Annotated in this window: 26 protein-coding genes; 16 read left to right on the top strand and 10 right to left on the bottom strand. The window is 64.3% G+C overall.

Features of this window, described 5'->3' with window-relative positions; translation table 11 throughout:
• The first annotated feature begins 342 nt into the window (after positions 1-342).
• The 8 genes from nrdH (at position 343) to CXZ05_RS09210 (ending at position 7,604) form a co-directional block, all read left to right on the top strand.
• On the top strand, positions 343-588 hold the full coding sequence (gene nrdH / locus CXZ05_RS09175) for a glutaredoxin-like protein NrdH (RefSeq protein WP_076802586.1): 246 nt from the start codon (positions 343-345) through the stop codon (positions 586-588).
• A 54-nt stretch (positions 589-642) separates the two neighbouring features.
• A complete protein-coding gene (gene nrdI / locus CXZ05_RS09180; protein WP_258006515.1) occupies positions 643-1,149 on the top strand; it encodes a class Ib ribonucleoside-diphosphate reductase assembly flavoprotein NrdI in 507 nt (168 codons plus the stop codon).
• Between the two features lie 26 nt (positions 1,150-1,175).
• Entirely contained in the window at positions 1,176-3,332 is a 2,157-nt protein-coding gene (gene nrdE, locus CXZ05_RS09185; protein WP_102972297.1) for a class 1b ribonucleoside-diphosphate reductase subunit alpha, read from the top strand.
• 96 nt (positions 3,333-3,428) lie between these two features.
• Positions 3,429-4,403 carry a class 1b ribonucleoside-diphosphate reductase subunit beta gene (gene nrdF, locus CXZ05_RS09190; RefSeq protein ID WP_102972298.1) on the top strand — a complete coding sequence of 325 codons (975 nt, stop codon included), beginning with the start codon at positions 3,429-3,431 and terminating at the stop codon, positions 4,401-4,403.
• 171 nt (positions 4,404-4,574) lie between these two features.
• Positions 4,575-5,243, top strand: a complete 669-nt coding sequence (gene pnuC / locus CXZ05_RS09195) for a nicotinamide riboside transporter PnuC (RefSeq protein WP_102972299.1) — start codon at positions 4,575-4,577, stop codon at positions 5,241-5,243.
• Position 5,244: 1 nt separating this feature from the next.
• Positions 5,245-6,354, top strand: coding sequence for an AAA family ATPase (locus tag CXZ05_RS09200; RefSeq protein ID WP_102972300.1), 1,110 nt, complete (start codon positions 5,245-5,247; stop codon positions 6,352-6,354).
• Entirely contained in the window at positions 6,351-7,097 is a 747-nt protein-coding gene (locus tag CXZ05_RS09205; RefSeq protein WP_102972301.1) for an NUDIX domain-containing protein, read from the top strand. Before CXZ05_RS09200 ends, CXZ05_RS09205 begins: the two co-directional genes overlap by 4 nt.
• Positions 7,098-7,139: 42 nt before the next feature.
• Entirely contained in the window at positions 7,140-7,604 is a 465-nt protein-coding gene (locus tag CXZ05_RS09210; protein ID WP_102972302.1) for a DUF5956 family protein, read from the top strand.
• A 414-nt stretch (positions 7,605-8,018) separates the two neighbouring features.
• Here CXZ05_RS09210 and CXZ05_RS09215 read toward each other — a convergent pair whose 3' ends face one another.
• Positions 8,019-8,471: a hypothetical protein gene (locus CXZ05_RS09215; RefSeq protein ID WP_146033078.1), complete on the bottom strand. Its 453-nt coding sequence runs from the start codon at positions 8,469-8,471 to the stop codon at positions 8,019-8,021.
• A 530-nt stretch (positions 8,472-9,001) separates the two neighbouring features.
• On the opposite strand from CXZ05_RS09215, the gene CXZ05_RS23390 reads away from it, so the two are divergent.
• On the top strand, positions 9,002-9,133 hold the full coding sequence (locus tag CXZ05_RS23390) for a hypothetical protein (RefSeq protein WP_258006516.1): 132 nt from the start codon (positions 9,002-9,004) through the stop codon (positions 9,131-9,133).
• Positions 9,134-9,171: 38 nt separating this feature from the next.
• Here the strand turns inward: CXZ05_RS23390 and CXZ05_RS09220 are convergent, their stop codons facing one another.
• On the bottom strand, positions 9,172-10,173 hold the full coding sequence (locus CXZ05_RS09220; RefSeq protein ID WP_102972304.1) for an alpha/beta fold hydrolase: 1,002 nt from the start codon (positions 10,171-10,173) through the stop codon (positions 9,172-9,174).
• Entirely contained in the window at positions 10,170-11,564 is a 1,395-nt protein-coding gene (locus tag CXZ05_RS09225) for a DJ-1/PfpI family protein (protein WP_180987334.1), read from the bottom strand. The genes CXZ05_RS09220 and CXZ05_RS09225 overlap by 4 nt, the downstream gene beginning before the upstream one ends.
• A 174-nt stretch (positions 11,565-11,738) precedes the next feature.
• Between CXZ05_RS09225 and CXZ05_RS09230 the strand changes: the two genes are divergently transcribed.
• Entirely contained in the window at positions 11,739-12,695 is a 957-nt protein-coding gene (locus tag CXZ05_RS09230; protein ID WP_102972306.1) for a helix-turn-helix domain-containing protein, read from the top strand.
• Positions 12,696-12,797: 102 nt separating this feature from the next.
• The gene (locus CXZ05_RS09235) at positions 12,798-14,054 is read left to right on the top strand and encodes a hypothetical protein (RefSeq protein WP_102972307.1); all 1,257 of its coding nucleotides are present in this window, start codon (positions 12,798-12,800) and stop codon (positions 14,052-14,054) included.
• Here CXZ05_RS09235 and CXZ05_RS09240 read toward each other — a convergent pair.
• Positions 14,051-15,076: a GTP pyrophosphokinase family protein gene (locus CXZ05_RS09240; protein ID WP_180987335.1), complete on the bottom strand. Its 1,026-nt coding sequence runs from the start codon at positions 15,074-15,076 to the stop codon at positions 14,051-14,053. The genes CXZ05_RS09235 and CXZ05_RS09240 overlap by 4 nt on opposite strands.
• A gap of 187 nt (positions 15,077-15,263) precedes the next feature.
• On the opposite strand from CXZ05_RS09240, the gene CXZ05_RS09245 reads away from it, so the two are divergent.
• Entirely contained in the window at positions 15,264-15,689 is a 426-nt protein-coding gene (locus CXZ05_RS09245) for a ChaB family protein (RefSeq protein WP_102972309.1), read from the top strand.
• A gap of 2 nt (positions 15,690-15,691) precedes the next feature.
• Here the strand turns inward: CXZ05_RS09245 and CXZ05_RS09250 are convergent, their stop codons facing one another.
• Positions 15,692-16,216, bottom strand: a complete 525-nt coding sequence (locus CXZ05_RS09250) for a DUF2087 domain-containing protein (RefSeq protein WP_102972310.1) — start codon at positions 16,214-16,216, stop codon at positions 15,692-15,694.
• A gap of 403 nt (positions 16,217-16,619) precedes the next feature.
• Between CXZ05_RS09250 and CXZ05_RS09255 the strand changes: the two genes are divergently transcribed.
• From CXZ05_RS09255 to CXZ05_RS09265, 3 genes are all read left to right on the top strand, one after another.
• Positions 16,620-17,459, top strand: coding sequence for an aldo/keto reductase (locus tag CXZ05_RS09255; RefSeq protein ID WP_180987336.1), 840 nt, complete (start codon positions 16,620-16,622; stop codon positions 17,457-17,459).
• Between the two features lie 30 nt (positions 17,460-17,489).
• Positions 17,490-18,002, top strand: coding sequence for a DUF664 domain-containing protein (locus tag CXZ05_RS09260; RefSeq protein WP_102972311.1), 513 nt, complete (start codon positions 17,490-17,492; stop codon positions 18,000-18,002).
• Between the two features lie 80 nt (positions 18,003-18,082).
• On the top strand, positions 18,083-19,057 hold the full coding sequence (locus CXZ05_RS09265; RefSeq protein ID WP_102972312.1) for a dienelactone hydrolase family protein: 975 nt from the start codon (positions 18,083-18,085) through the stop codon (positions 19,055-19,057).
• A 7-nt stretch (positions 19,058-19,064) separates the two neighbouring features.
• On the opposite strand, the gene CXZ05_RS09270 is transcribed toward CXZ05_RS09265, so the two are convergent.
• The 4 genes from CXZ05_RS09270 to CXZ05_RS09285 form a co-directional block, all read right to left on the bottom strand.
• Positions 19,065-19,661, bottom strand: coding sequence for a DoxX family protein (locus CXZ05_RS09270; protein ID WP_102972313.1), 597 nt, complete (start codon positions 19,659-19,661; stop codon positions 19,065-19,067).
• 63 nt (positions 19,662-19,724) lie between these two features.
• Positions 19,725-20,093, bottom strand: a complete 369-nt coding sequence (locus CXZ05_RS09275) for an Hpt domain-containing protein (protein WP_102972314.1) — start codon at positions 20,091-20,093, stop codon at positions 19,725-19,727.
• 125 nt (positions 20,094-20,218) lie between these two features.
• Complete coding sequence (gene rlmC / locus CXZ05_RS09280) at positions 20,219-21,364, bottom strand: 23S rRNA (uracil(747)-C(5))-methyltransferase RlmC (RefSeq protein ID WP_102972315.1); 1,146 nt, start codon at positions 21,362-21,364, stop codon at positions 20,219-20,221.
• Between the two features lie 45 nt (positions 21,365-21,409).
• Positions 21,410-22,303: a ribonuclease Z gene (locus tag CXZ05_RS09285; RefSeq protein WP_102972316.1), complete on the bottom strand. Its 894-nt coding sequence runs from the start codon at positions 22,301-22,303 to the stop codon at positions 21,410-21,412.
• A gap of 217 nt (positions 22,304-22,520) precedes the next feature.
• Between CXZ05_RS09285 and CXZ05_RS09290 the strand changes: the two genes are divergently transcribed.
• Positions 22,521-22,775, top strand: a complete 255-nt coding sequence (locus tag CXZ05_RS09290) for a hypothetical protein (RefSeq protein ID WP_180987337.1) — start codon at positions 22,521-22,523, stop codon at positions 22,773-22,775.
• A 117-nt stretch (positions 22,776-22,892) separates the two neighbouring features.
• On the opposite strand, the gene CXZ05_RS09295 is transcribed toward CXZ05_RS09290, so the two are convergent.
• Positions 22,893-24,014 carry a glycoside hydrolase family 16 protein gene (locus CXZ05_RS09295; RefSeq protein ID WP_258006517.1) on the bottom strand — a complete coding sequence of 374 codons (1,122 nt, stop codon included), beginning with the start codon at positions 24,012-24,014 and terminating at the stop codon, positions 22,893-22,895.
• Positions 24,015-24,035: the final 21 nt, after the last annotated feature.

Raw genomic sequence — 24,035 nt, forward strand, 5'->3', positions numbered from 1 at the left:
TCGGGACGACACGCAGGGGTTTAAATGTGGGCAACTACTCCACAGGGTGTGGATTCCGTCCATCAAAAACCCGGAAATCCGGACATTTTTAGGGCACCGGCCTGTGGATTAAGAGTGCATTAAATGACATACTTGTAATACATCATCTTGGGGTCCCATTCGGGGCCGCGCACTACATGTAGTATCGACATACAGATTGAGCGGGAGACCGGCGCAGCCAGTACTGGGCGGTAATGTCCGGGCAGAGTCCACCGCTACGATGCCAGAGATTTCAATACCGAGACACCAGCAAGGTCTCAGAAGAGTGCAGCAGCAGTGACTTCAACAAAGGGGACAGGAACCATGACCGTTACGGTTTACACCAAGCCGGCCTGCGTACAGTGCAACGCCACCTACCGTGCACTGGACAAGAAGGGTATCGCCTACCAGAGCGTGGACATCTCCCAGGACGCGGACGCCCTTGAGCGCCTGAAGTCGCTCGGCTACATGCAGGCGCCGGTAGTCGTCACGGACCAGGACCACTGGTCCGGTTTCCGCCCGGACAAGATCGAAGAGCTGGCGCTGAGCGCCTCCGCTTCTGTGGCCTAAGGCTGCGCCACGCCGTTTCCGGCAGAGAATTCCCAAGTAGATGAGGTGACTAGCATGGCCGCGCCGGCACTTGCCGATGCGCCGGCCGCAGCCCGTGCTGCGGACACGACGCCCGTCAACCAGACACCGCCCGTGAACCAGACGCACAGCCGCCTCATCTACTTTTCCTCGGCCTCCGAGAACACCAGCCGCTTCATTGGGAAGCTTGGTGCGGACGCAGCCAGGATCCCCCTGCATGCCAAGGATGAACCCCTCGTTGCCTGTGAGCCGTTTGTGCTCGTGGTCCCCACCTACGGCGGGACAGGCGGCGAGGGTTCAGTGCCGAAGCAGGTCATCAGGTTCCTGAACTACCCGCAGAACCGAAGCCTGCTTAGGGGAGTTATCGGGGCCGGAAACACAAATTTCGGGGACAACTACTGCATGGCGGGCGACATTATCGCCGCTAAATGCAAGGTCCCCCACCTATACAGGTTTGAACTCATGGGTACGCCGGAAGACGTCTCCCGTGTACAAGAAGGATTGGAAGAGTTTTGGACACGACTGTCGCAGACACAGAAGTAACCAGGCCCGGAGGAAAGGACGCGTCCATGGAGACGGCTGTTGACAAGCAGGAGAAGCCGGCGCTCCCCGCTGCCTATAAGGGCCTCGGCTATCACGAGCTGAACGCGATGCTGAACCTGTACGGTCCGAACGGCGAGATCCAGTTCGAGGCGGACCGCGAGGCGGCCCACCAGTACTTCCTGCAGCACGTGAACAACAACACGGTCTTCTTCCATGACCTCGAAGAAAAGCTCGAATACCTGGTCAAGAACGACTACTACGAGCGCGAAACCCTCGACCAGTACACGATGAACTTCATCCGTGACCTGTTCAACCGCGCCTACAAGAAGAAGTTCCGGTTCGAGACCTTCCTGGGCGCCTTCAAGTTCTACACGTCCTACACGCTGAAGACGTTCGACGGCAAGCGCTTCCTGGAGCGCTACGAGGACCGCGTGTGCATGGTTGCCCTGCACCTGGCCCGCGGCAACGAGCAGCTGGCCACCCAGATGGTCGACGAGATCATCGAGGGCCGCTTCCAGCCTGCTACCCCGACGTTCCTGAACGCCGGGAAGAAGCAGCGCGGCGAGCTGGTCTCCTGCTTCCTGCTCCGCATCGAGGACAACATGGAGTCGATCGGCCGCTCCATCAACTCCGCGCTGCAGCTGTCCAAGCGCGGCGGCGGCGTGGCGTTCGCCCTGACCAACATCCGCGAGGTCGGTGCGCCGATCAAGCAGATCGAGAACCAGTCCTCCGGCGTCATCCCCGTGATGAAGCTCCTCGAAGACAGCTTCTCCTACGCCAATCAGCTGGGTGCCCGCCAGGGCGCCGGTGCCGTGTACCTGCACGCCCACCACCCGGACATCTACCGGTTCCTGGACACCAAGCGGGAGAACGCGGACGAGAAGGTCCGCATCAAGACCCTGTCGCTCGGCGTCGTGATCCCGGACATCACCTTCGAGCTCGCCAAGAAGGACGAGGACATGTACCTGTTCTCGCCGTACGACGTCGAACGCGTCTACGGGATGCCGTTCTCCGACGTCTCGGTCACCGAGAAGTACTACGAGATGGTGGACGATTCCCGGATCAAGAAGACCAAGATCAAGGCGCGCGAGTTCTTCCAGACCCTCGCCGAGATCCAGTTCGAGTCCGGCTACCCGTACATCATGTTCGAGGACACCGTTAACCGGGAGAACCCGATCGACGGCAAGATCATCATGTCCAACCTGTGCTCGGAGATCCTCCAGGTTTCCCAGCCCACGACCTATCACGATGACCTGTCCTACGACGAGACCGGCAAGGACATCTCCTGCAACCTGGGCTCGCTGAACATCGCCAAGGCCATGGACTCGCCGGACTTCGGCCTGACCGTCGAGACGGCCATCCGTTCGCTCTCGGCTGTGTCGGACATGTCCAACATCACCTCGGTGCCGTCCATCGCCCGCGGCAACGACCAGAGCCACGCGATTGGCCTGGGCCAGATGAACCTGCACGGCTACCTGGCGCGGGAGCGGGTCCACTACGGTTCAGAAGAGGGCCTGGACTTCACCAACATCTACTTCTACTCGGTGGTGTACCACGCGGTGCGGGCCTCCAACCTGCTCTCCATCGAGACCGGACAGACGTTCGGCGGCTTCGAGAAGTCCAAGTACGCATCCGGCGAGTTCTTCGACAAGTACACCGAGCAGGAGTGGGTGCCGCAGACCGAGAAGGTCAGGGAGCTCTTCAAGAACGTGCACATCCCCACGCAGGATGACTGGCGGGCGCTGAAGGCCTCCGTCATGGAGCACGGCATCTACAACCAGAACCTGCAGGCTGTGCCGCCGACGGGCTCGATCTCCTACATCAACAACTCCACCTCCTCGATCCACCCGGTGGCGTCCAAGATTGAGATCCGCAAGGAAGGCAAGATTGGCCGCGTCTACTACCCGGCGCCGTACCTGACCAACGACAACCTGGAGTACTACCAGGACGCGTATGAGATCGGCTACGAGAAGGTCATCGACACCTACGCGGCTGCCACCCAGCACGTGGACCAGGGCTTGTCCCTGACGCTGTTCTTCAAGGACACCGCCACCACGCGCGACATCAACAAGGCGCAGATCTACGCCTGGCGCAAGGGCATCAAGACCATCTACTACATCCGTCTCCGCCAGCTCGCGCTGGAGGGGACCGAGGTTGAGGGCTGCGTTTCCTGCGCACTTTAGTTGTGGTTGCAACTAAATCGTGACCGTACGACGGCGGGTGCCCGCCCGCCGTCGTACGCTTTAAGTAAGAACCCACCCAACTTTTTAGGGGAAGACATGACCGAGAAGGTCAAGCTGCTGAGCCACGTCGAGGCCATCAACTGGAACCGCATCCAGGACGACAAGGACGTTGAGGTCTGGAACCGCCTCGTCAACAACTTCTGGCTGCCGGAGAAGGTGCCGCTGTCCAACGACGTCCAGTCATGGGCTACTCTGACCCCGGCCGAACAGCAGCTCACCATGCGCGTGTTCACGGGCCTGACCCTGCTGGACACCATTCAGGGCACCGTCGGGGCTGTCTCCCTGATTCCTGACGCGCTGACCCCGCACGAAGAGGCTGTCTACACGAACATCGCCTTCATGGAGGCCGTGCACGCCAAGAGCTACTCGTCGATCTTCTCCACCTTGTGCTCCACCAAGGAGATCGACGAGGCGTTCCGCTGGTCCACCGAGAACGTCAACCTTCAGAAGAAGGCCCAGATCGTCATGGACTACTACCAGGGCGACGATCCCCTGAAGCGCAAGGTGGCCTCCACGCTGCTGGAGAGCTTCCTGTTCTACTCGGGCTTCTACCTGCCGATGTACTGGTCCTCGCGCGCCAAGCTCACGAACACCGCAGACCTGATCCGCCTGATCATCCGCGACGAGGCTGTCCACGGCTACTACATCGGCTACAAGTTCCAGAAGGGCCTGGAGAAGGTCTCCGAGGCACGCCGGCAGGAAATCAAGGACTACACCTTCGAGCTGCTCTTCGAGCTGTACGAGAACGAAGTCCAGTACACCCACGACCTCTACGACGGCGTGGGCCTGGCCGAGGACGTCAAGAAGTTCCTGCACTACAACGCCAACAAGGCGCTGATGAACCTGGGCTACGAGGCCATGTTCCCGGCTTCCGTCACGGACGTGAACCCGGCCATCCTCTCGGCCCTGTCGCCGAACGCTGACGAGAACCATGACTTCTTCTCGGGTTCCGGCTCGTCTTACGTCATTGGCAAGGCAGTGAATACCGAGGATGAGGACTGGGACTTCTAGCCAACCAGGTCATTCGGCCCCGCACCATTTGGGTGCGGGGCCGTACTTGGTTTTCGCTTCCGCAGCCCCTCGCTGGTTGTAACTCGGCGGGCGAACATACGTTGTTGTCAGGGTGATAATAAGGATGCTATTGTACTTATTGTCAGCTTGATAATGACGAATGGAATCCTGATGAACGCCTTGCTCGACTGGATGAACTCCGCAGCCATCCCCAACCTTCTCGGCAATCCGGTGAGCTGGATCGAGATCATCGGCTTCGTCACCGGCGCGGTCTGTGTCTACGGAGTGGCCCGCCAAAAGCTCTGGAACTGGCCGGTCGGGATCCTGAACAACCTGGCGTTTACCATCCTGTTCCTAGGGGCCGGGCTCTACGGTGAAACCGTGCTGCAGGTCATCTTCGCCGCCGTTGCTGTTTACGGCTGGTACAACTGGATCCGCGGCAGCGTCGCCACCGAAGGCAGGAACGACCTTCCCATCCGTGACGCCTCCCGCATCGAGATTCTCCTCGGCCTCGGCGCGACCATCGTCGGCACCGCCGCCGTAGCCATGATCCTCACGCACGGAACCGACTCCCAGGTGCCGTGGCCCGACGCCTTCGTCTTGACAGCCTCCCTCGTCGCCACCTATGCGCAGGCCAAGAAGATCTTCCAGCACTGGCACGTCTGGATCCTCATCGATCTCGTTTCCATCCCGCTGTACTTCAGTCGCGGACTGACACTCACTGCCATCCTCTACGTCGGATTCCTCGCCCTGTGTGTCTACGGCCTCATCGACTGGAAGCGCACCCGCGGCTTCCAAACGCCGGCCAGCACTCCCGAAACCGTCACCGCAGGAGCCTGACATGTACAAGAACTCCATGGTCATCGGCAAGTTCTACCCGCCCCACGCCGGCCACGCCCACCTCATCGCCACCGCAGCCGCGCAATCCGAGAACGTCTCGGTCCTCGTCCAGGGCAACCGCTTCGAATCCGTCACGGTAGCCGAACGGACCAGGTGGCTGTCAGGAGAGTTCGCGGACACTGCAGGAGTGCAGGTCATCGGAATGCGCAACGACTGCCCCGAGGACTACCACTCGGATGAGATCTGGAAGGCGCAGAACGAACTGATGCGCCTGGCACTGAAGTCCAACGGGGTCACAGCCATCGACGCGGTCTTCAGCTCCGAGGAGTACGGAGTCCAGCTGGCGGAGGCCTTCGGTGCGGAGCATGTTCTTGTGGACTTGTCCCGAGCCACCTACCCCATCAGCGGGACGCTGTGCCGGGAAGACCTCGGAGCCGCCTGGCCCTACATCATTGCGCCGGCTCGGCAGGAATTGGCCACACGGATCATCGTCATCGGCGCTGAATCCACCGGCACCACCACGTTGGCCCAGGCGCTCATCGCGCACTACCGGCCCCGGTTCCCCCGGCTCGCGGATGTGCCCGAGTACGGCCGCGAGTACACGTACGAAAAGTTCGACGCGCTGCGCGCCGAGAAACCGGACGCTGTACTGGAGGAGATGGTGTGGACCGAACAGGACTTTGGCCGCATCGGTGCCCGGCAGAACGAGATGGAAAACGCGGCCGCCGACCTCTGCCCGCTGGTCATCGCCGACACCGACTCCCTGGCCACCACCCTCTGGGAGAGGTTTTACATCGGCGAACACAGCTACGGCTCCTACCATGCCGCAGGCCAGCTGCCCCACCGGGACCTGTACCTGATCACCGATCATGAAGGTGTGGACTTCGAAGACGACGGCTGGCGTGAAGGGGAACACCGCCGGGCCGAAATGACGGAATGGTTCAAGGAGACCCTGACCGAGGAAGGGCACTCCTGGATCTTGCTCAACGGCGACCATGACAGGCGCATGCAGACCGCGATCGAGATCATCGACCTTATCCTGGCCCAGCGGAGCGGTTTCACCTCCCCGCCCTGGGCCACGCGCACCGTCCTGGACGGAGCCCAGGCATGAACCGCGAACCGAGGGACGAGAAGGAATTCCTCGACGCCTATAAACCCAAGGATTACCCCTCGATCGCGTTGACCGCGGACCTGGTCGTCTTCGCGGTGGCCGGGGGAGTGCTGCACGCCGCCCTGGTTCGCCGCGGCGGCCACCCCTTTAAGGATGCGCTAGCCCTGCCCGGCGGCTTCGTCGGCCCAGACGAGTCGGCAGAGCAGGCCGCGCAGCGGGAGCTCGCTGAGGAAACCGGCCTGGACCTGGGACGCTTGCCGGTTCACGTCGAACAGCTGGCCACGTACAGCGACCCGGACCGGGATCCGCGGATGAGGGTAGTCTCTGTAGCCCATCTGGCCCTGCTGGCCACGGACGGCCAGACCCTACCGGATATCTCGGCCGGCACCGACGCCGCGGCCGCCGCATGGCATCCTGTTCACGATGTTCTCCACGGCACTGACCTGGCCTTCGACCACACCACGATCCTGACCAACGGACTTGACCGGCTGGCCGGAAAAATGGAGTACACGACCGTCGCTGCCCGGATGTTGCCCGAAGAGTTCACCATGACGCAGCTTCGCACCGTGTACGAGGCCGTCTGGAACACCACCCTCGCCGCCGGGAACTTCACCCGAAAGATGCTGCCCCAGCTCGAAGACACGGGCCGGAAATCCAAGGCTTCGACCGGGGCACCCGCGGCGCTGTTCACCGCCACCGACCGGCATATCCATCCACCCTTGGCGAAGCCGGTCAGCAAGTAGGAGCAGCTGGCGCAGGTATCTCGAATTTACGGAGGAAACAGCATGTGGGACTCGGTGCCTGAGGGCCTCCCGGCCAGGGGGTGGGCTGAACTTGATGAGACCGGCTGGGGCGCCCTGATTGGCTGGGCTGCCGGTTCGGAGAACCTCCGCCGGGGACCCCGGCAGGACGACAGCGCCAGGACGGTGGCCGTGACGAGGACCGACAGGGACGGAAACGTTGTGAAGTCCGTCGAAGCCTTTACCGCTGAGGACCGGCGCATCGTCGAGGAGGAAGCCAATGCATATCTGGCCGAGGCCGGTGTGGAGCAGCGCCCTCCGGGTTTCCGCTGGTTCGTCAGGCTCCCCACACAGTTCCTCAGTTGGGACGAGTTTTCGGCCGCCGCCACCCAATCTGTTTACGCCCTGGCGCCTCAGCCGATCCGCCCGTCCGAGATCGCACCCGTCATGAAGCAGGCCATTCATCAGCTGTACGGCGGTCAGACGGATGCGCACCGCAGGCGGGGCTGAAATAGTCCGCCGGGTCCGGATGCAAGGGGGGAATGCGTTCCGGACCCGGCGATCTGAAGCCCAGATTCGCGGCTACCTGTGCTTCAGTGACAAGACCCAGTGTGTACCCGGCACATTGTGAAATGCGTGGTCTACCTGAGAGCCGTCGCCCAATTCCACCCCCCTATTTGAGGGGGCTGGGGGCAGCCTCCGAGGTTTTCCCAAGCTGCGGTGACCGGTTCGGATCGTAACGAAGGGGTCCGCCGGCGGCGGACAGATCCGGCGCGAACGTCGCCCGAGATTGAGGCTAGGCTAAAGTCCATGACGCTGGGGACGCGGGGGAGCGGTGTGAGCCGACCAGCGCCGAACCCGCCGACCTGCGCCGGATTCCACCGGTCCCGAGCTCTGATTACGCCGCAAGAATTATCGCAGGCCTTAGGCGCCGGGGAACCGTGACCTGACGTCACCACCGGGGCACCGGTCCGCCTCCGTACCGTCAACGGTCACCTTCGCTGACCACTCGAACTTGTCCCCGAGTCCCTTCAGCTTGGCTAGCGGGTACCGGGCGCTGACCTGCTTGTTTGCGGCCACAGCTCCGTTGGTGATGTCTTCCTGCTGGCCGCTCCCGACGTCGGTCACGAAGTTAGCGATCTCTTTGCCGTCTTTAAACTTCACTCCCAACTGGTATTCCTTGCTGCCGTCCGCGCTCCACGCCCTCACGGAATACAAAACGGTCCCGGTGGTCGGGAGGTTCGCCACCGTGTTGAAGGTGGTAGACATCTCCGTGCCGTCGCTCTGTAGCCGAGCCTGGGCGAGGTCAACAACCTTCGACGCTGAGTCGCCCGCCTTGTCCTTGCAGATCGACTCGCCGCCCGTGGCCTTGCTCACGATGTTAGGTTCCGTGGCTGGCGTCGTTGCCGCCGACGGTTCCGGACTGGACTGCGTGCTGGAGGCGGATCCGCAACCCGTGAGCGCGAGCACTGCGATGGCCAAAATCCCGCAAGATTTCCTCATGCGCTTATCTAACCATGGGACGGGGCGGCAGCATATGGCCTCCGGGGCAGCGGTCAGATTGCGTTGGAGCGCCGTCGCATTCCTGCGCAGACGGGTAGCCGTATGGGCCGAAAAACAGGTAACGGCCACTGCTGCTCTATTTTCTCAAGGGGTGTTAACTATGAGACGGGCGGATAACAGTGTTGAAGCCCTCCGGACGGTCTGCCGGCGTCCGTCCGGGTCAGGTTAGCCGGGCTTGGCGCCACTCCCCCAGCAGGTGCCCGGCCCGGCTACCCGTCGGTTTCCGGTGGTGCGGCCTGCCGAAGCCTCCTCGCGACAAGACCTTCGCCTATCTTGCCTGAAACTTTCGCCGATCTTGCCCCAGCGGAGTGAGCATTAATTCGAGCCTAAGGGGGTGAACATCAATGGCTGACGACAAAGAGGTGCTGGACTGGCTGTCTCCCCGCAAGCAGCGGGAAATCGACAACCAGGCTGCGTTCCTGCGCTACCTGCTGGAGCGTGAAGACGCTGCCGCTGCAGGGGGTGACAAGTCGTAGGGCACGTGCGGGACGCTGCCAGGACTGAAGCGGCATCTTCAGGGCGCTCCGGACGTATTGGTGGTCAGGAAGGCGTTGATCTTGCTGGCCATTGCCGGCGCATGGGTCCAGTGCAGGTAGTGCCCGGCGGGGAGTGTCACTGTCTCGTGCTTTCGAACGTTTTGCAGCCGGCCTTCGTGTAGCGCAAGGTCCGCAGGGGTCTCCTTCGCCGAGGCGAGGAAAGTCAGCACGGGGACGTCGTCCGGGTAGCGCATTCCTTGCACTTTGCGTGCGTTGTCGGCGATCCGGTTGGTCTCGTCGAGGACGGCGGGGTTGCCGAAGTTCCAATTGGCAATCTTGAGCATCTGGTCCCGCTCACGGGACGTGTAAGCTGTGCCGTCCGGTTCTATCAAGCCTGGCGCTAGCATGGTGGCCCAGCGGAGCAGGCCGCTGGTGGCGATCATGCCTTCCCAGTTGATACCGCCGCCGGGAACGCTGGTCTCGTCGGCGTGCATCGTTCGGGCCGCGGGCACCGTGGGGTCTATGCCGATGACGGCCGAGACGTCGTTCCGGTACCGGTTGGCATAGGCGAGCGTGTAGAAACCGGCGATGGAGTGGCCAGCCAGAACGTAGGGTCCGGGAACATCCGCGTTTGCCAGGGCCTCATGCAGTTCGGTGGTGATGTTCTCGACAGTGCGCTCCACCGGGGCCTGATCGCTGTACCCGTAGCCGAAGCCTTCGACGACGACGACGTCGTAGTCCCCGAGTTCCCGGATGAGCGGAGCAAAGTCCAGCGCCGGTGCCGGTGTGCCGAGGCCACTGAGCAGCACGATGGACTGTCCTGTCCTGCCATTCCCTGGTGTGCGGACGACGTTGAGCGCACCGTGGCTTGTCTGCACCCTTTGTCCGTACGGAGCGGTCGCGGACCGCTCGGCCTGGTTCATGGCGAGGTTGGCGAATGTGGAGACGAGAAGGAGGCCAGCCACGATGGCAGCCGTGTAGCCCAGTGTGCGAAGCCGGCGGCGCGGTTTCTTGTTCCGGCGTGATGCAGTGGCGGTCATGACGGATCCCTTCGGGCCATGTGTTCGGGCTCTGGTGTGCGGGTCTTCCGGCCCCTGAAGTACGGGGCACGGCGAACAAGGCTGGGCAGGGCACCGGCGCTGGCAGCCAGGACAGCTGTAAGGAAAAGCAGCCAAATGGAGCGGGTGTCGGTGGCGTTGGCGTCCAGATGCAGCTGCCCCGTGGGGTAGTCGATGAACTTCGCAGTGGCTATTGCTGTTGCGTTCCCGGCGTGTCCGGCCAGCTCTTCGAGAGCCACGTCGAAGGCGGCGCGCTCCGGTGATTGGATCAGAGCCGTGGACGTAAGCTGTCGGCTCCTGGCCCAGGACAGGAGTCCGGAGTCGTGGGCGGCGTTCCCGGGAAGGATCAGCCTGTCCAGATGGGGCTCTTGTGATGCGAGGGGGGTGGTGAGCAGCACGAGCCCGTGCTTCGTTCGGACAGTTGGGGCTGCGGCGAGGGCAAGTGTGCGGGCGGCGCCTGAGATGGTGTAAACCTCGAACGCGGCTACGGCGTCGAGTTCGCCGATGCCGTCCGTCAGCCCTATTCCCACTGTCGGCCGGAACCAGGGCAGGACGGCGTTGAGGACCACGGGAGCGTCACCGGTGGTGAAAGTCTGATCGGCGATCGCCGTACCCCTGGCCGTTGACCAGCCGGGATAGCCGATCTCGGCGCCCACTCTTGCGGCCTCAGATTCACCGGCGAGATCGTGCACCAGCTGGAGGGCCCCGGGGATCCCGGAGGTGACGCCCGCCGTCGTCGTGATGCGGCCGTCCCGCACGAACCGCTGGCCGGTGACCCAGTGTACGGCGGGCCGGTTTTCGCGCAGCGAGCTGATGCGCGACCAGTGGGACGTCGCGCGGTGCCCATCGAGGACGCCGGCCTCGGCGAGCAGCATTGAGCCGGCGCAGACCCCGAGGATACGGATGCCGCGCGCCGATTGGCGGGCAATCCAGGACCGGGTTGCCGCTTCGCCGTCGCCGCCTGGATCCACCACGGCCGGAACCACCAACAGGTCCGGTGCCGGCGCCCTGCCGGCATCGATGTCACCGAACGTCACCGCCGGGACCAGGGCGGGAGCTCCAGCGAGCTGGACGGGCGACCGGTCGCCGGCGACGGTTGTGACCGTGAACCTCGGGGACGTGGCGAAGACTTCATAGGGTGCCAGCACGTCAGCTGCCTCGGTCCCACTGCTGCCCAGCACGAACGCGACCCGGATCTTTCCTGTGCCGTCGGCCGCCGCTGAGCCGCCGGGCCCCGTCCCCTCGGGAAGGGCGGGCCTGCTTTCCAGACCGTTGTCGCGCCCGACCGCGGCGATCCCGGCAACCAGGACTGAGGCAATGACGGCGGCCGCGAGCGCCGCAGCCAGCACAGCCCGCACCAGTCGCCGAGCCACCGTACTGGCCCTCCGCTTGGCGGGCGGGGAAGAAGCCGGTTGTGAATGGCGAACATTGGTCATGGGCTAAGACTGCCAAGCGTCAGCAGCGCGGGGGAGTGGTAAAAATCACCACTATGAAAAGGATCCTGCAGGCCGCGATCGGGGCGGTGGTCGCGTGGGTACAGTGGCCTCATGCATCGTGTTGTAGCGCTCGCCTTGCCGGACGTCGTCGCCTTTGACCTCGCCATTCCAGCGCAGGTCTTCGGCCATGAGGACGAGCGGCAACTGTACTCGTTTGCGGTCTGCGCAGCCGAACCCGGCCTGGTCCCGACCACCACCGGGTATGCCATTCACGCCGCGGAGGGGCTCGAAGCCCTGCTGTCAGCCGACACCGTCGTTGTGCCCGGGTTCAGCCCGCTTACGGACCCTCCGGCCAGCGTATGCGACGCGCTTCGCGCGGCTGCCGGGAACGGGGCCCGGGTGGTGTCCGTCTGCACAGGGGCTTTTGCGCTGGCGGCTGCCGGACTTCTTGACGGGAAACGCGCCACGACGCACTGGAGGAACGCCCAGCGCCTGCAAACCCTGCACCCGGCGGTCGCCGTCGACGCCGGGGTGCTGTACATCGACGAGGGACGCGTCAGCACCAGCGCCGGTGTCGCGGCAGGAATCGACCTATGCCTGCATCTGGTCCGCAGAGACTATGGCACCGAGGCAGCGAACCGCATCGCCCGCCGGATGGTTGTTGCCCCCCACCGCGAAGGCGGGCAGGCCCAGTTCATCGAGCGCCCGGTGGCCGCGCCGCTGACCCACTTCGCTGAAACTTGCGCCTGGGCCAGGCAACATCTGGCAGAGCCGCTGACCGTCGTCGACATGGCTGCTCACGCCGGCTGGGCACCGAGCAGCTTCGCGCGGAAATTCCTGGCAGACGCGGGGACAACGCCTTTGCGCTGGCTGACCAGCCAGCGCATTGCCGAGGCCTGCCGTCTGCTCGAAACGACCGACCTGACCGTGCAGGCGGTTGCGGCCAGGACAGGCCTGGGAACGGCAGCCAACTTCCGGCTCCACTTCATGCGCGAACTCAACACCACACCCTCCAGCTACCGCCGCCTCTACCAGGGGCGGAACCGCAGCCTGACGCGGGAGGCCTAGTGGCCAGGAGCACGCCCCTGAGTGCAGCGCGCCGGGTGGCACAGCGCGCAGATGGTAAGTACCGTCGTCGTAAGAACCAACGCGCAATCAGTCAGGGGCAGCATGAGCAAGAGCAGCAGGAACCGGAACAAGCGCAAGGGTCCCGCTGGCACCGGAAGTCCCGCCGCACGCGGCTCTTCGCCCGCTTCCCTGAGCTCGTTCCGGGCCGGGCGGGCCGTGGACTCGCTCGCACCGGCGTTTGTCCGGTGGTTCGACGACGGTGCTCCGGGTGCTGCTGCCACCGCCCTCGATTGCCTGGCAGCCATAGAAAGCGTCATGGGCCGGTACATGGACCGTGTGGCCGCTGCCGACCTGACACGCCTTGATCCTGTGATTCTGGCCGACGCTCTCGCTGCCGATCTCGCCGCCACAGCGGCAGTCGACGACGACGACGACCGTGGTGAGTTTGTCGTCGCCGCCGTGCACGGGTTCGTCGACTTTCTCGCGGAAACTGACCGGTGGTCAGGCCCAGCGGAACAGCTCGCCGACGTCGTTGACCTGCTCAGCGCCCTTCTGGGGGAGACGGAAGATTGGAAGCTCGTCGACGTGCCCGTTATTTCCGACGACGACGCCCTGAAGGTCTTCTCGGGGCTCCCGCTGATCCAGCGGACCACGGCATTGCTTCAGTGGATCGGCGATGCGAAGCCAGTGACCGGAACCGGTGCACTCCGGACGAAGGACATCGAAGCGGCGGCTGCGTGCGTCGGATTGAAAGCCAGGGGCGGCCCCAAACAGGCTGGGGTCCCGCAGGCCGGTAACGGCGGTTCGGAGCAGCCCGTGCCAACAGTCCGCAGCATGTATGAGGTGCCGCTGCTGGCGCAGGTGTGGGAGGCGCTGGCCCGCACTGAACTGATCGAGATCGGCTCCACGAAGGCGGCGCCGTCACCGGCCACGGCCGTCTTCCTGGCCGGCGGCACCGCGGACCGGCTGGAGGAGCTGGTGTTCTTCGTCGAAGAGTTCCTCTCGGCCTCCGTGCTCCGCTACGACCCGGAACAGCCGTGGGAAGTCCTCGTTGCCGCAACGGTGGCCTCGATCCTGCTGGCGGCGGCCTCGGAGGATCCTCCGCGGAGGGACACTGTGCTGGACCCGCGGACCGGTGCGTCACCAGAGGAAAGGGCGACGGTCGAGGCGCTGAAGGCCGCGGCCATGAGCCAACTGGAAGCACTCGCCGGGCAGGGGATCCTGGCGATCGACACGCATTTCCGGGTACCGCCTGCCCTGGTCCGGTGCATAGCGAGCACGTATGAGGACGCAACGGTGCTGGAGGACCTGGGTCTGCTGGACATTCCGGACCTCGATCTGGATTCCGAGGATGCCTAGGGAGACCCAAGCTTTTTGAGGCGAAAGCGGAGCTTTGATGCGCGAGCGGGGTCATCGCCGAGGGCTTTCGTTTCCTCTATGTACTGGTGCCCAAATTCCTTGAGGAGAAGGTCATCGACTATCCGCACGTGTCCGGCAGGAAACTTGTAGTCCATCCTTTCACGCACGAAATTCCAGTCCGCGCTGCCTATCAGGTCCACGGCTTCCTCCACCGTTGTGATGTCCACCGCGTTGAGCAAATTTACCAACCAGTCATATTGTTCTTTTTTACTTCGCGGATGGTCCGGGAGTTCGGCCACTAGAACCTCTGCCAACGCGTCCGGGGTTATGGGCTCGGCGCGGCTGCTTGCGTCGTCAGGAATACTCACGTCTTCCTGGGCAACAGCCTGATGGATTTTCACGAATTCGTTGTCTGCCAATTCAAGGAGGCCGGAAGCCAGCGTAAACGCGCGGTCGATTGCGGGCGGTATTGCACCAACAGCTTTGTACCGGATATCGTGCTCAAATTCTGCCCAAGCGTGCTGCAGAACAGTTTTCACCTGGACCTCGAAGCGCTGGCCTATACATCCGGCACATCCAGTGGGTGTGCTGTCCGCGTCTACCTCGAGGACCAGATGATGGGCCGCGTACCCGAGAACGCCCTTGTTGACCTGCTGTGCCTTCTTGTCCGTATTCTCCAAGACCCGGAACTGGCCAGTCAGGGCAGAAACAACATTGGCTACGTCGGGCTCAATGTAAGTGATCACGCGAACGGCCAAAATGTCATCCAGGTCGTCCAACCCGTTGGGGTATTTCAGGGTGCCTTCGGACCCGATCTTGCTGAGCTTTCCCTTGACCGATTCAGAACTCTTGACACGACCTTTGACGAGGTGGTAATTGAGGCCGTCGTCCCGTAAGCGGGCCTCGATAGCCGCTTGAATTGCCGTGAGTGAGGCGGACAAGTGAGCATGCTGCTCCGTCAGCCTCGCAACGTGGGCGTCGATGGCAACACCAATTTGGGAAGTACGTTCCTGTTCAGTCATGCGCGCCCCCATGTTCCCCCAACCCAGTAGGCGACAGCCTATCCAACGGCCTTCGCGCGCACTATCGGCCATACGGGAAAATTTTGAACAGGTCTCTCCTCACCACATGCCCATGCAAAAGCTAAGCATCAGTGCCAAGCTGGTTGCATCCGCATGAACCGGTAGTTTATGAAGGAGCGTTGGTGGCATGCCCAAGACCGGCAAAAACGATCACGCCCGCAAGGACGAGCTTCCGTCGACCCTGCAGCGTTCTGAGCAGAAAGCCCAGGACACTTTCGCCAAGACCTACGATTCAGCCCTTGAGTCCTATGACGACGACGAGGGCCGGGCTGCCCGGACAGCCTTCGCGTCCTTGAAGCACAGCTATGAGAAGGTGGGCGACCACTGGGAGCCGAAGGAGAAGCGCGGCCCCTCTGACCAGCACGCGGAAGAGGGACTGGGGTCATCTGCACCCACCGCAGGCGGCGTGGACGCGAATGCCTCGAAGGGACACCTCTACAAGCGGGCCCAGGAACTGAACATCGAAGGACGTTCGAAGATGGGCAAGGACGAACTTGTCGAGGCGATCCGGAAGGCCAACGATGCCGCAACCCGGAAGGCGCGGGGGGACTGAACTTACCCTTCCCTGGGGCGAAAGTATGAGGATCCCGACGGCGTGCGCTCCAGCACGCCGAAGTCGATCATGTAGCGGCGCAGCAGCACCACATCGTCGGTGTAGCTCAGCAGCCGTTCATTGACCTTTCGTTCGGAGAGTTCCTCGCCCGGTTCGAAGGTCTCGCCGGCAATCCAGGCCAGAAGCTCCCGCCGTTCCGTCTGGTTGGCCGGATACCTGTCGATCCGGCCGAGGCGCATGAAGCGCGCCACTCCGGTTTTCGGTTGGCGTTTGGGCTGCTGTGTGAGGAGGTCGTGAAAGATGGACTCGGACGCCTCCAACCCATTGCCGGCACTCCGTTCGACCAGGCCGGCGTCGAGCAGGGCGGCGATGGCCCGGTCCCGCCGTTGGCCGGGCAGCCCGGAAGAAAGGTCGTCGGGCATGGTTCCGAGGACAATGTGTGCGTAGGCGGTACGCGCGTCGCGGTTGGCGAGGGCTGCTATGACCCGCCGCCAGTGAGGCCCGCTCTGCCTGGTCTCTCTGCTCACGGAACTTCTCCCTTGTGCTCTGGTGCTTGCAGATTGTGCTCTGGCGCTGCCGGGCCGGTGCCGGGTTAGCGTTGGCGGGTGCAACAGGCAAAATCGTAGTCCGGGGCGGTTCTGGCCGAAAGGCGCCGTCGACCCCGGAGCTGAAGTGGCGCCTAAAGCCTCTGGCGCCTGGCCGTCGTCGTGATGTGGAATGGTGCTGGGATAAACACCGTGAGGATAAATCTCAATGAGCGGGCCTGAAACGGCGGAGAACAACCTGGGCTATTGCGCTGGCCGTGTTGGGCGCATGGCTTTGCAGAAAGTCATACCAATGGTCCAGGTGGCCCGCTCACCCTGAGGGGTGCTCAGCCGCCCGGGTGGGAGGCATACTTGGGATTGCCTGCCCGAGCAACGGAAGATTCTGATGACGACACACCCAGCCATACCGAATGTCACCCTGAACAACGGCGTCAAGGTCCCGCAGCTCGGCTTCGGCGTCTTCCAAGTTCCGCCGGAGGAGACCCAGCGCATTGTCGAGGACGCCCTGGAAGCCGGCTACCGCCACATCGACACGGCCGCGGCGTACCGGAACGAGGCCGCCGTCGGCGCCGCCATCACTGCCTCGGGCATTCCGCGTGAGGACATCTTCCTCACCACCAAGCTGCGCAACGGCGAGCAGGGCGTGGCCCAGGAAGCCTTCCAGAACAGCCGCCAGGCCTTGGGCGTCGACTACATTGACCTGTACCTGATCCACTGGCCGGTGCCATCCCGAAACCTTTTTACCGACGCATGGAAGGCGATGGAGAAGCTGCACGCCAGCGGCGAGATCCGCGCGATCGGTGTGTCCAACTTCCTGGCGGACCATCTGGAAGCACTCCTCCAGAGCGCGGACGTCATTCCGGCGGTCAACCAGTTTGAGCTGCACCCGACGTTCCAGCAGTCTGAACTGGCGGCGAAGAGCCGTTCCCTGGGCATTGCCGTGGAGGCGTACAGCCCGCTGGGCCAGGGCGCTGATCTGGAGGCCGGGGCTGTGACATCCGTTGCCGGCAAGTACGGCGTCACCCCTGCCCAGGTGGTGCTGGCATGGCACCTCGTCCAAGGCACCATCGTCATTCCCAAGTCGGCCAACAGCGGCCGCATGCGGGACAACCTGGCCGCCGTCGGCGTCGTACTGACGCCTGAAGAGATAGCCGACATCACGGGGCTCGAAGCCGGTGCCCGCATCGGTTCTGATCCTGCCGTCGCCGCCCACAGCCAGATGTAAGCCGCCCACAGCCAGATGTAAGGGGACCCGATGAAATCCAATGAACTGTTGCTGGACGCCTTTGGCCGTGTGCGGGAAATCGTGGACGTCACACTCGACGGGCTCGACGACGGAACTCTGGTCCGCCGGTCCGCGGGCAACGGGAACTCCATCGCTTGGCTGATCTGGCACCTCAGCCGGGTAGAGGATACGCAGGTTGCGTCCGCTGCCGGTCTGCCCCAGGTCTGGACCTCGCAGGGCTTTGCCGGCCGTTTTGGGTTGCCGCTTCCCGAACATGACACCGGCTACGGCCATTCGTCAGACAACGTCGACGCCGTTCGGGCCCCGGCGGAGCTGCTCGCCGACTACTACGAGGCGGTCCACCGGCAGACAGTGGAGGTTCTTAACAGCCTTGGCGACGATGACCTTGACCGGGTCGTTGATACCCGCTGGGACCCGCCGGTCACTTTCGGCGTCCGGCTGGTCAGCACGGTTGCCGACTGCCTTCAGCACGTGGGGCAGGCCGCATACGCCAGGGGCCTGAAAGACGGCGGACGGGCCTAGCAGTCCGGGGTCCACGCGGTCCCCTTGCTTGGCGGTGCGGTTCAGAGGAGGATAAGCGGCAAAAACTCCAGGAGGCCGTGATGACCCAGCTTGGCAAGTTTGAGAAGTACCTGATCGAGGAATTTTTCGACGACTACCGTGCCGGGGCCATGAGCCAGCACACCTTCACCCGCCGGGTGGCGTTCATCACCGGCAGCATGGCTGCCGCCTCCGCCGCGATGCTCCTGGTCGGCTGCTCCCCGCAGGAAGTTCCGCGCAGCACCGATCCCATGCCCACTCCCAACCCGACGTCCGGCTCCGCGACAGGCACTGCCTCCGGAGGCGCCGTTCCGGGGGCGAAGAGCCCGCTGTCTGTTCCCGAGGGGACAGCCGGAATTACGACGTCGACAGTGAAGTTCCCGTCCGGCGGCACCGAGATCAGTGGTTACCTCGCCCGGCCCGAAGCCGGGAAGCCCGGCCCCGCCGTCCTGGTCTGCCATGAGAACCGCGGGCTGACTCCCCACATCCAGGACGTGGCCCGGCGCTTCGCTAAGGAAGGGTATGCGGCCCTGGCGATTGACCTGCTGAGCAGGGAAGGCGGCACGCCGAGCCTGGACCGGGATGCCGTTCCGGGAGCCTTGACGCAGGCCGGCGCGCAGCGGCACGTGGCGGACTTTTCGGCGGGATTCGACTACCTGCAGAAGCAGGCCTTCGTGGAACAGGGCCGGATCGCCATGACCGGCTACTGCTTCGGCGGGGGCATCACCTGGCAGTCGGCGGTGGAGATTACGGGACTCAAGGCGACGTCTGCCTTCTACGGTCCGGCGCCCGACCTGGATAAGGTGCCGTCCCTCAAGCCCGCGGTCTTCGGTGTCTACGCTGAACTCGACGACCGGATCACCGGACCCATGCCGCAACTCCGGGATGCCCTGGCGGCCACCAGCGTGCGCAACCAGCTCAAGGTTTATCCCGGCGTCGACCATGCCTTTCACAACGACACAGGCGACCGCTACAACGAGCAGCAGGCTACGGCCGCCTGGAACGACACGCTGGCATGGTTCAAGAAGTACGTCTAGCGGTCGCCTAGCCCACGTCCTGGCCCCCGGCGTCCTGGCCCGCGCTGTCCTGGCCCGCGGCGTTTCCGGCGTCCGGGCCGGAGGCGTCGCCGGCCAGGGTCTTTTGGCGCCGGTACACCTGGATCGCGATGGCTGTCGGAATGACGGCCAGGGCGACGGCCCGCATCCAGGGGCGGTCCAGGACGTGGCCGGTGACGGAGTCGAGGGAGACGCTGCCCGGCCCGCCAATCGTGAAGGATGCCGCCGCAAGTCCCAGGACGGCCGGGTATTCCAGGCCGCCTTCCGTGGCGAAGAAGCCGTTCGGGGCGTGCACGCTGGCCGCAACGCCCATCGTCGTGGCAGCAGCCGCCCCGGCAGCCGGAGTGCCGAGGCCCAGCGCGAGGGCAAGGCCGGCACCCGCTTCGCCGAGTCCGGCCATGACCGCGCTTGGCTTCGCCGGCCGGAACCCCATGGCGTGCATGCCCTTGCTGGTGCCCTCGATCCCGCCACCGCCGAACCAGCCGAATAGCTTCTGGGTGCCGTGGGCAACAAGGACGCTGCCCAGGCCCACGCGGAAAATGGTCTGTGCTGCAGTGGCGGCGACTGGGCTGATCGTGCGGCTCATGTGAATCCTCCTGTAAACGGTTCAGCCGTTCGGCTGCTCTTCAGGCGATCTTGTCCGACGATTCTACGTCCGGGGGAGATGCCCCTGGCGCCCGGCTTCACGCACTAACAGCCGGATGTTTGCGTACAGCACTGCCCGCACCGCGTCGGGCTCCAGCCGCTGCCCGCGCCGGACGCGGGATTCCAGTTCCTTGCAGCACCGCTCCAGCCGCAGGGCTCCGGCCATGGCGGACGTCGCCCTGAGGCTGACGACGGCGTCAGCGGCCATCCGCGCGTCGCCGCTGGCCAGGGCGCGGAGGATCTTTGATGCCCGGTCCGGCAACATCTGCAGGTAGTCATCGATGAAGGCCTCGGCGAAGGCCGGGCCCACCTCGGCGGCAAGGACCTGCAGCGGGCCGGCGTCCAGGACGGGGATGTCTTCTATGCCGGTCACATCGCACCGCCTGCTGTCCGTCGCATGTCAAGCCCATCCGTTCATGCCGCGACCTTGCTGCGCGGCTTACCGGACACTTTCCCGCGGGGACCTCAAGACAGGAGAAACTTTTGCCGATGTTCGGATCAAGAATGCGGGCCGGCTAGCGAGGCCCGCTCGAGCAGCACAATCACTTCGTAGTGCCTGGTTTGCGGGAACATGTCCAGCACCCTTGCCCGTCGTGCGGTGAACGAGGGGAGTGCCGCCAGGTCGCGGGCCAGTGACTGCGCATTGCAGCTGGAGTAGACCACGTGCTTCACAGAGGACGATTCCAGCCAGCCGCACAGTTCCTTGCCGATGCCGCGCCGTGGCGGATTGACGATAACCAGTTCGGGCGCCTGGGCCGCGGCGACGGCAAAGGCCGTGGCATCGCCCGCTTGGAAGTTCATGCGCTCCAGTCCTGCCTCGTCGCGGCTGAGCTTGGCTGACACAATGGCTTCACGGCTGGTTTCAATCCCGGTGACCTCGCGGGAGGGACCAGCGCAGTGCAGGGCAAAACCGCCCACGCCGCAGTACAGGTCCCAGACCGATGCGGGCGCCACTTCGTTGACCCAGTCGCGCCCCTGCCGGTACAGGGCCGCCGCCATGTCGCTGTTCGTCTGGAAGAAGCTCTGCGGCCGGAGGTGGAGGTCGAGGTCATTGACACGCATGCGCAGCGTGGACTGCTCGGTGAGCAGGATCTCGCGGTCGCCTTCCAGGACTGCCTTGTGTTCCGGGTGCAGGTTGACGGAGACAACCTTCACCTGCGGCAGGGAGGCCAGGAGGGTGGGGAGGTGCTCCCGGATGCGCGCCACCAGCTTTTCGGAACGCAGGACCAGGCGCAGCATGATCTCGCCCTCAGGGGACTCGGTGATGATCAGGTGCTTGAGCTCGCCGCTGCGCCGGGGGACATCGTAGGGCGTCAGGTGGGCCCGGCTGATGAACGCCGCCAGGACAGGGAAGCAGGCGAGAAGGCCGGGCGAGCAGACGCCGCACTCGCGCAGGTCCACGCCGCGGCCCTCGGCATCCAGGATCCCGATGGTGGGGTTTTTGGCCGTTCCGCCCACCACCATCTTGGCCTTGTTGCGGAACCCGGACTCACGGCTCCCGACAGGGGGCAGCCACTCTGCGGACGTGTGGTCGGAGAGAAGTGTCTGGCAGTGGAGCTGCTTGCCGGCCAGCTGCTCGTCATAGGGCCGGCCCATGTGGGTGCAGGAGAGGCAGCGGGCGGCATCGAAGTAGGAACATTGCATGTCTGGTTAATTCTACTTTTTCTGCAGGCCACTTCTGGCCGAGGGTCAGGACGGCGGCCGCAGCCGCTTGGGAAGGCTGATCCGGTCCAGATCATTGGCAGGTACGACGACGGTCCTTCCCGACCGTGCCCGGGCCTGCCCGGCCAGAATGTTCACGTCGCCGTACCGGGAGGAAAAGTGCGTGAGGACCAGCGTTCCGGCGCCGCCGTTGGCGGCCAGATCCCCGGCCTGCCCGGCCGTGAGGTGCGCGTACTGTGCCGCCAACGCGGCGTCGTCGTCGCTGAACGTGGACTCCGTGACGAGGAGATCGACGCCGTCGGCCAAGCCCTCGGCTCCCTCGCAAGGGGCGGTGTCCATAATGAAGGCGAAGCCCTGGCCGGCGCGTGGAATGCTGACGTCCGCAAGCCGCACACCCCTTAGGACTCCTTCCCGCTGGAGACGGCCTGCGTCCGGGCCCGTGATGCCCGCGGCTGCCAGCCGTTCCGGCAGCATGGTCCGGCCAGCCGGCTCGGTCAGCCGGTAGCCGTAAGTTTCAATGCGGTGGCGCAAGGGCCGGACTTCCAGCCCCGCGGCGATTTCGCCGGCAGCCGAGTGCGGTTGCAGGCGGAGGTCGATGCCGGGCGAGGCCACGGAGACGAGCGCCCGGACCACGTCCTCTCCGGACGCGGGATAGTGCAGGTGCACCGGGTGCTTTACACCGTCCAGGGCCATGCGGGACAGCACGCCGGGAAGTCCGTAGCAATGGTCACCGTGAACATGGGTCAGGCAGATGCGGGTGATCTGGTTGGCGGAAACACCCGCATGGATCATCTGCCGCTGCGTGCCCTCGCCGGGGTCGAAGAGGAGGCCCTCCCCGTCCCACCGCAGCAGGTATCCGTTGTGGTTGCGCGTCCGCGTCGGGACCTGCGATGCGGTTCCAAGGACGACGAGTTCGCGCATGACACCGAGTGTCTCACAGGCACGGCGGTCAGCAGGCGGGTCGCCGGGAACGGCTGCGCTTGCAGGCGGCAATATCCGGCAACGTTCCACCCATCCACCGGGACGGCGGCAACGAATACAGACTGAACCAAGTGTTCCGGTGCCCCGTGCTGGCCTCGGAATGCAGCCGCTGTAGCCGAACGGCGGTGCCATGCACACGTGCGAAAAGAGCCTACCTGTGGCTGATAAACAGTTTGACCAGTTCCTCATGGAGGCCACTACCTCCGACGACGGCTCCGGATTCACCCTCGGGCCGGACCCCCTGTACGGCTTGTACACGAGTTGGTGTCATGTCACCGGCACCGTGCCAGACCCGGAGGAGGCCTTCTGGGAGGGCATGCAAGGGCGCCTTAACCCCGAACCCAACGGCCTCCGCATGAAAGGGCCGGCAGCTGCGGATTACATCCTCGCCAGCTATCCGGCGTCGGTCTGAACACAGTTCCGGGTCCCTTGCGCCCCAAAACCTGAACGGCAGCAAGGCCAAGTGAGCACCGAGGGTGCCCGCTCACGCGGAAACCCTCGGTGCTCGATACCGATCACTGCGGGCTGTCTACTTGTAGACGCGAACCCAGTCGACCTGCATCCAGGAAGGCGTGGTGCTGGAACCGTCAGGGAACCAGTCGAGCTGCAGCGTCTGGTGCACGCTGCCGGAGGGCTGATGGGCCGGGATGGTGTCGGTGAAGGTCTTGACGCCGTCGATGTAACCGGTGATGCCCGTGGGAGTCCACTCCACCGCGTAGTTGTGCCACTGGGTGGTGTCAACGGCCTTACTGGCGTAGGTCTGCTTGGTGCCGCTGCATGCATAGTGCAGGAAGAACTTGACCAGGGTTGTATCGGCGGTGCTCTCGGCGTAATCAACCTCGTCGCAGGTCGAGGACTTGATGACCGGGTTGAGAATGAGGACCGGGTGGTATTCGGAATCCCGCCGGTTGGTCTTCATGCGGGTTTCCCAGCGGCCGTACTTCTGGTTGGCAAACTTTGCCGACATGCCGCCGGTGGTACCTGCGGAATCGCCGCTGACCGTTGCGACACCGCTTGCGACCGACCAGGCTTGGGGGCTGCGCACGCCCTTGCCGGCATGTCCGGGGCTGTTGTATACGCTCCACTTGGTCCGGTCCGGGGTGCCCGTGTAATTGAATTCGTCGCCTGCGACGACCGAGCCCCAGCCAAGGGTGCTGGCGGCCTGAGTGCCGCTTGCGGGCGTGGTGGCTGCCGCAGCGACAGGGGCCGGAGCAGGCTGGGCGGGAGCCGCCGGCGCCTTCTGCGCAGCGGCTGTGGCGGCAGAAGCGGCGGCAGGAGCGACGACGGCGGGCGCCGCCTTTGCAGGAACGGCAGCAGTAGCGGCTGCCGGCACAGCAACAGCTGCCGGCACAGCGGCGGTTGCCGTCTTGGCCGCTGCCGTCTTGGCTGCCGCTGCCTTTGCGACGGCGGCCGTCGCCGCTGCGGCCTTCGCCGCTGCTGCCTTAGTGGCCGCAGTCTTCGCAGCGGCAGCCTTGGCGGCGTGGGCCGATACGGTCTTGGCGGAAGCCGACTCGGAGGCCTGGCCCGTGGAAGCCGTTCCCACGGCGGCGCCGGCCTGGCCGGCAGCCTGTTCCGCGGAGGGAGCGAGGCCGCATCCGGTCAGCGAAAGTGCGCCGATGCTAATGGCAATGGCTATGTTCTTCTTAAGCAAAAGACCCCTCCGGGCAAACGG

The sequence above is a fragment of the Arthrobacter sp. AFG20 genome (assembly GCF_002892795.1).
Classification (GTDB): domain Bacteria; phylum Actinomycetota; class Actinomycetes; order Actinomycetales; family Micrococcaceae; genus Arthrobacter.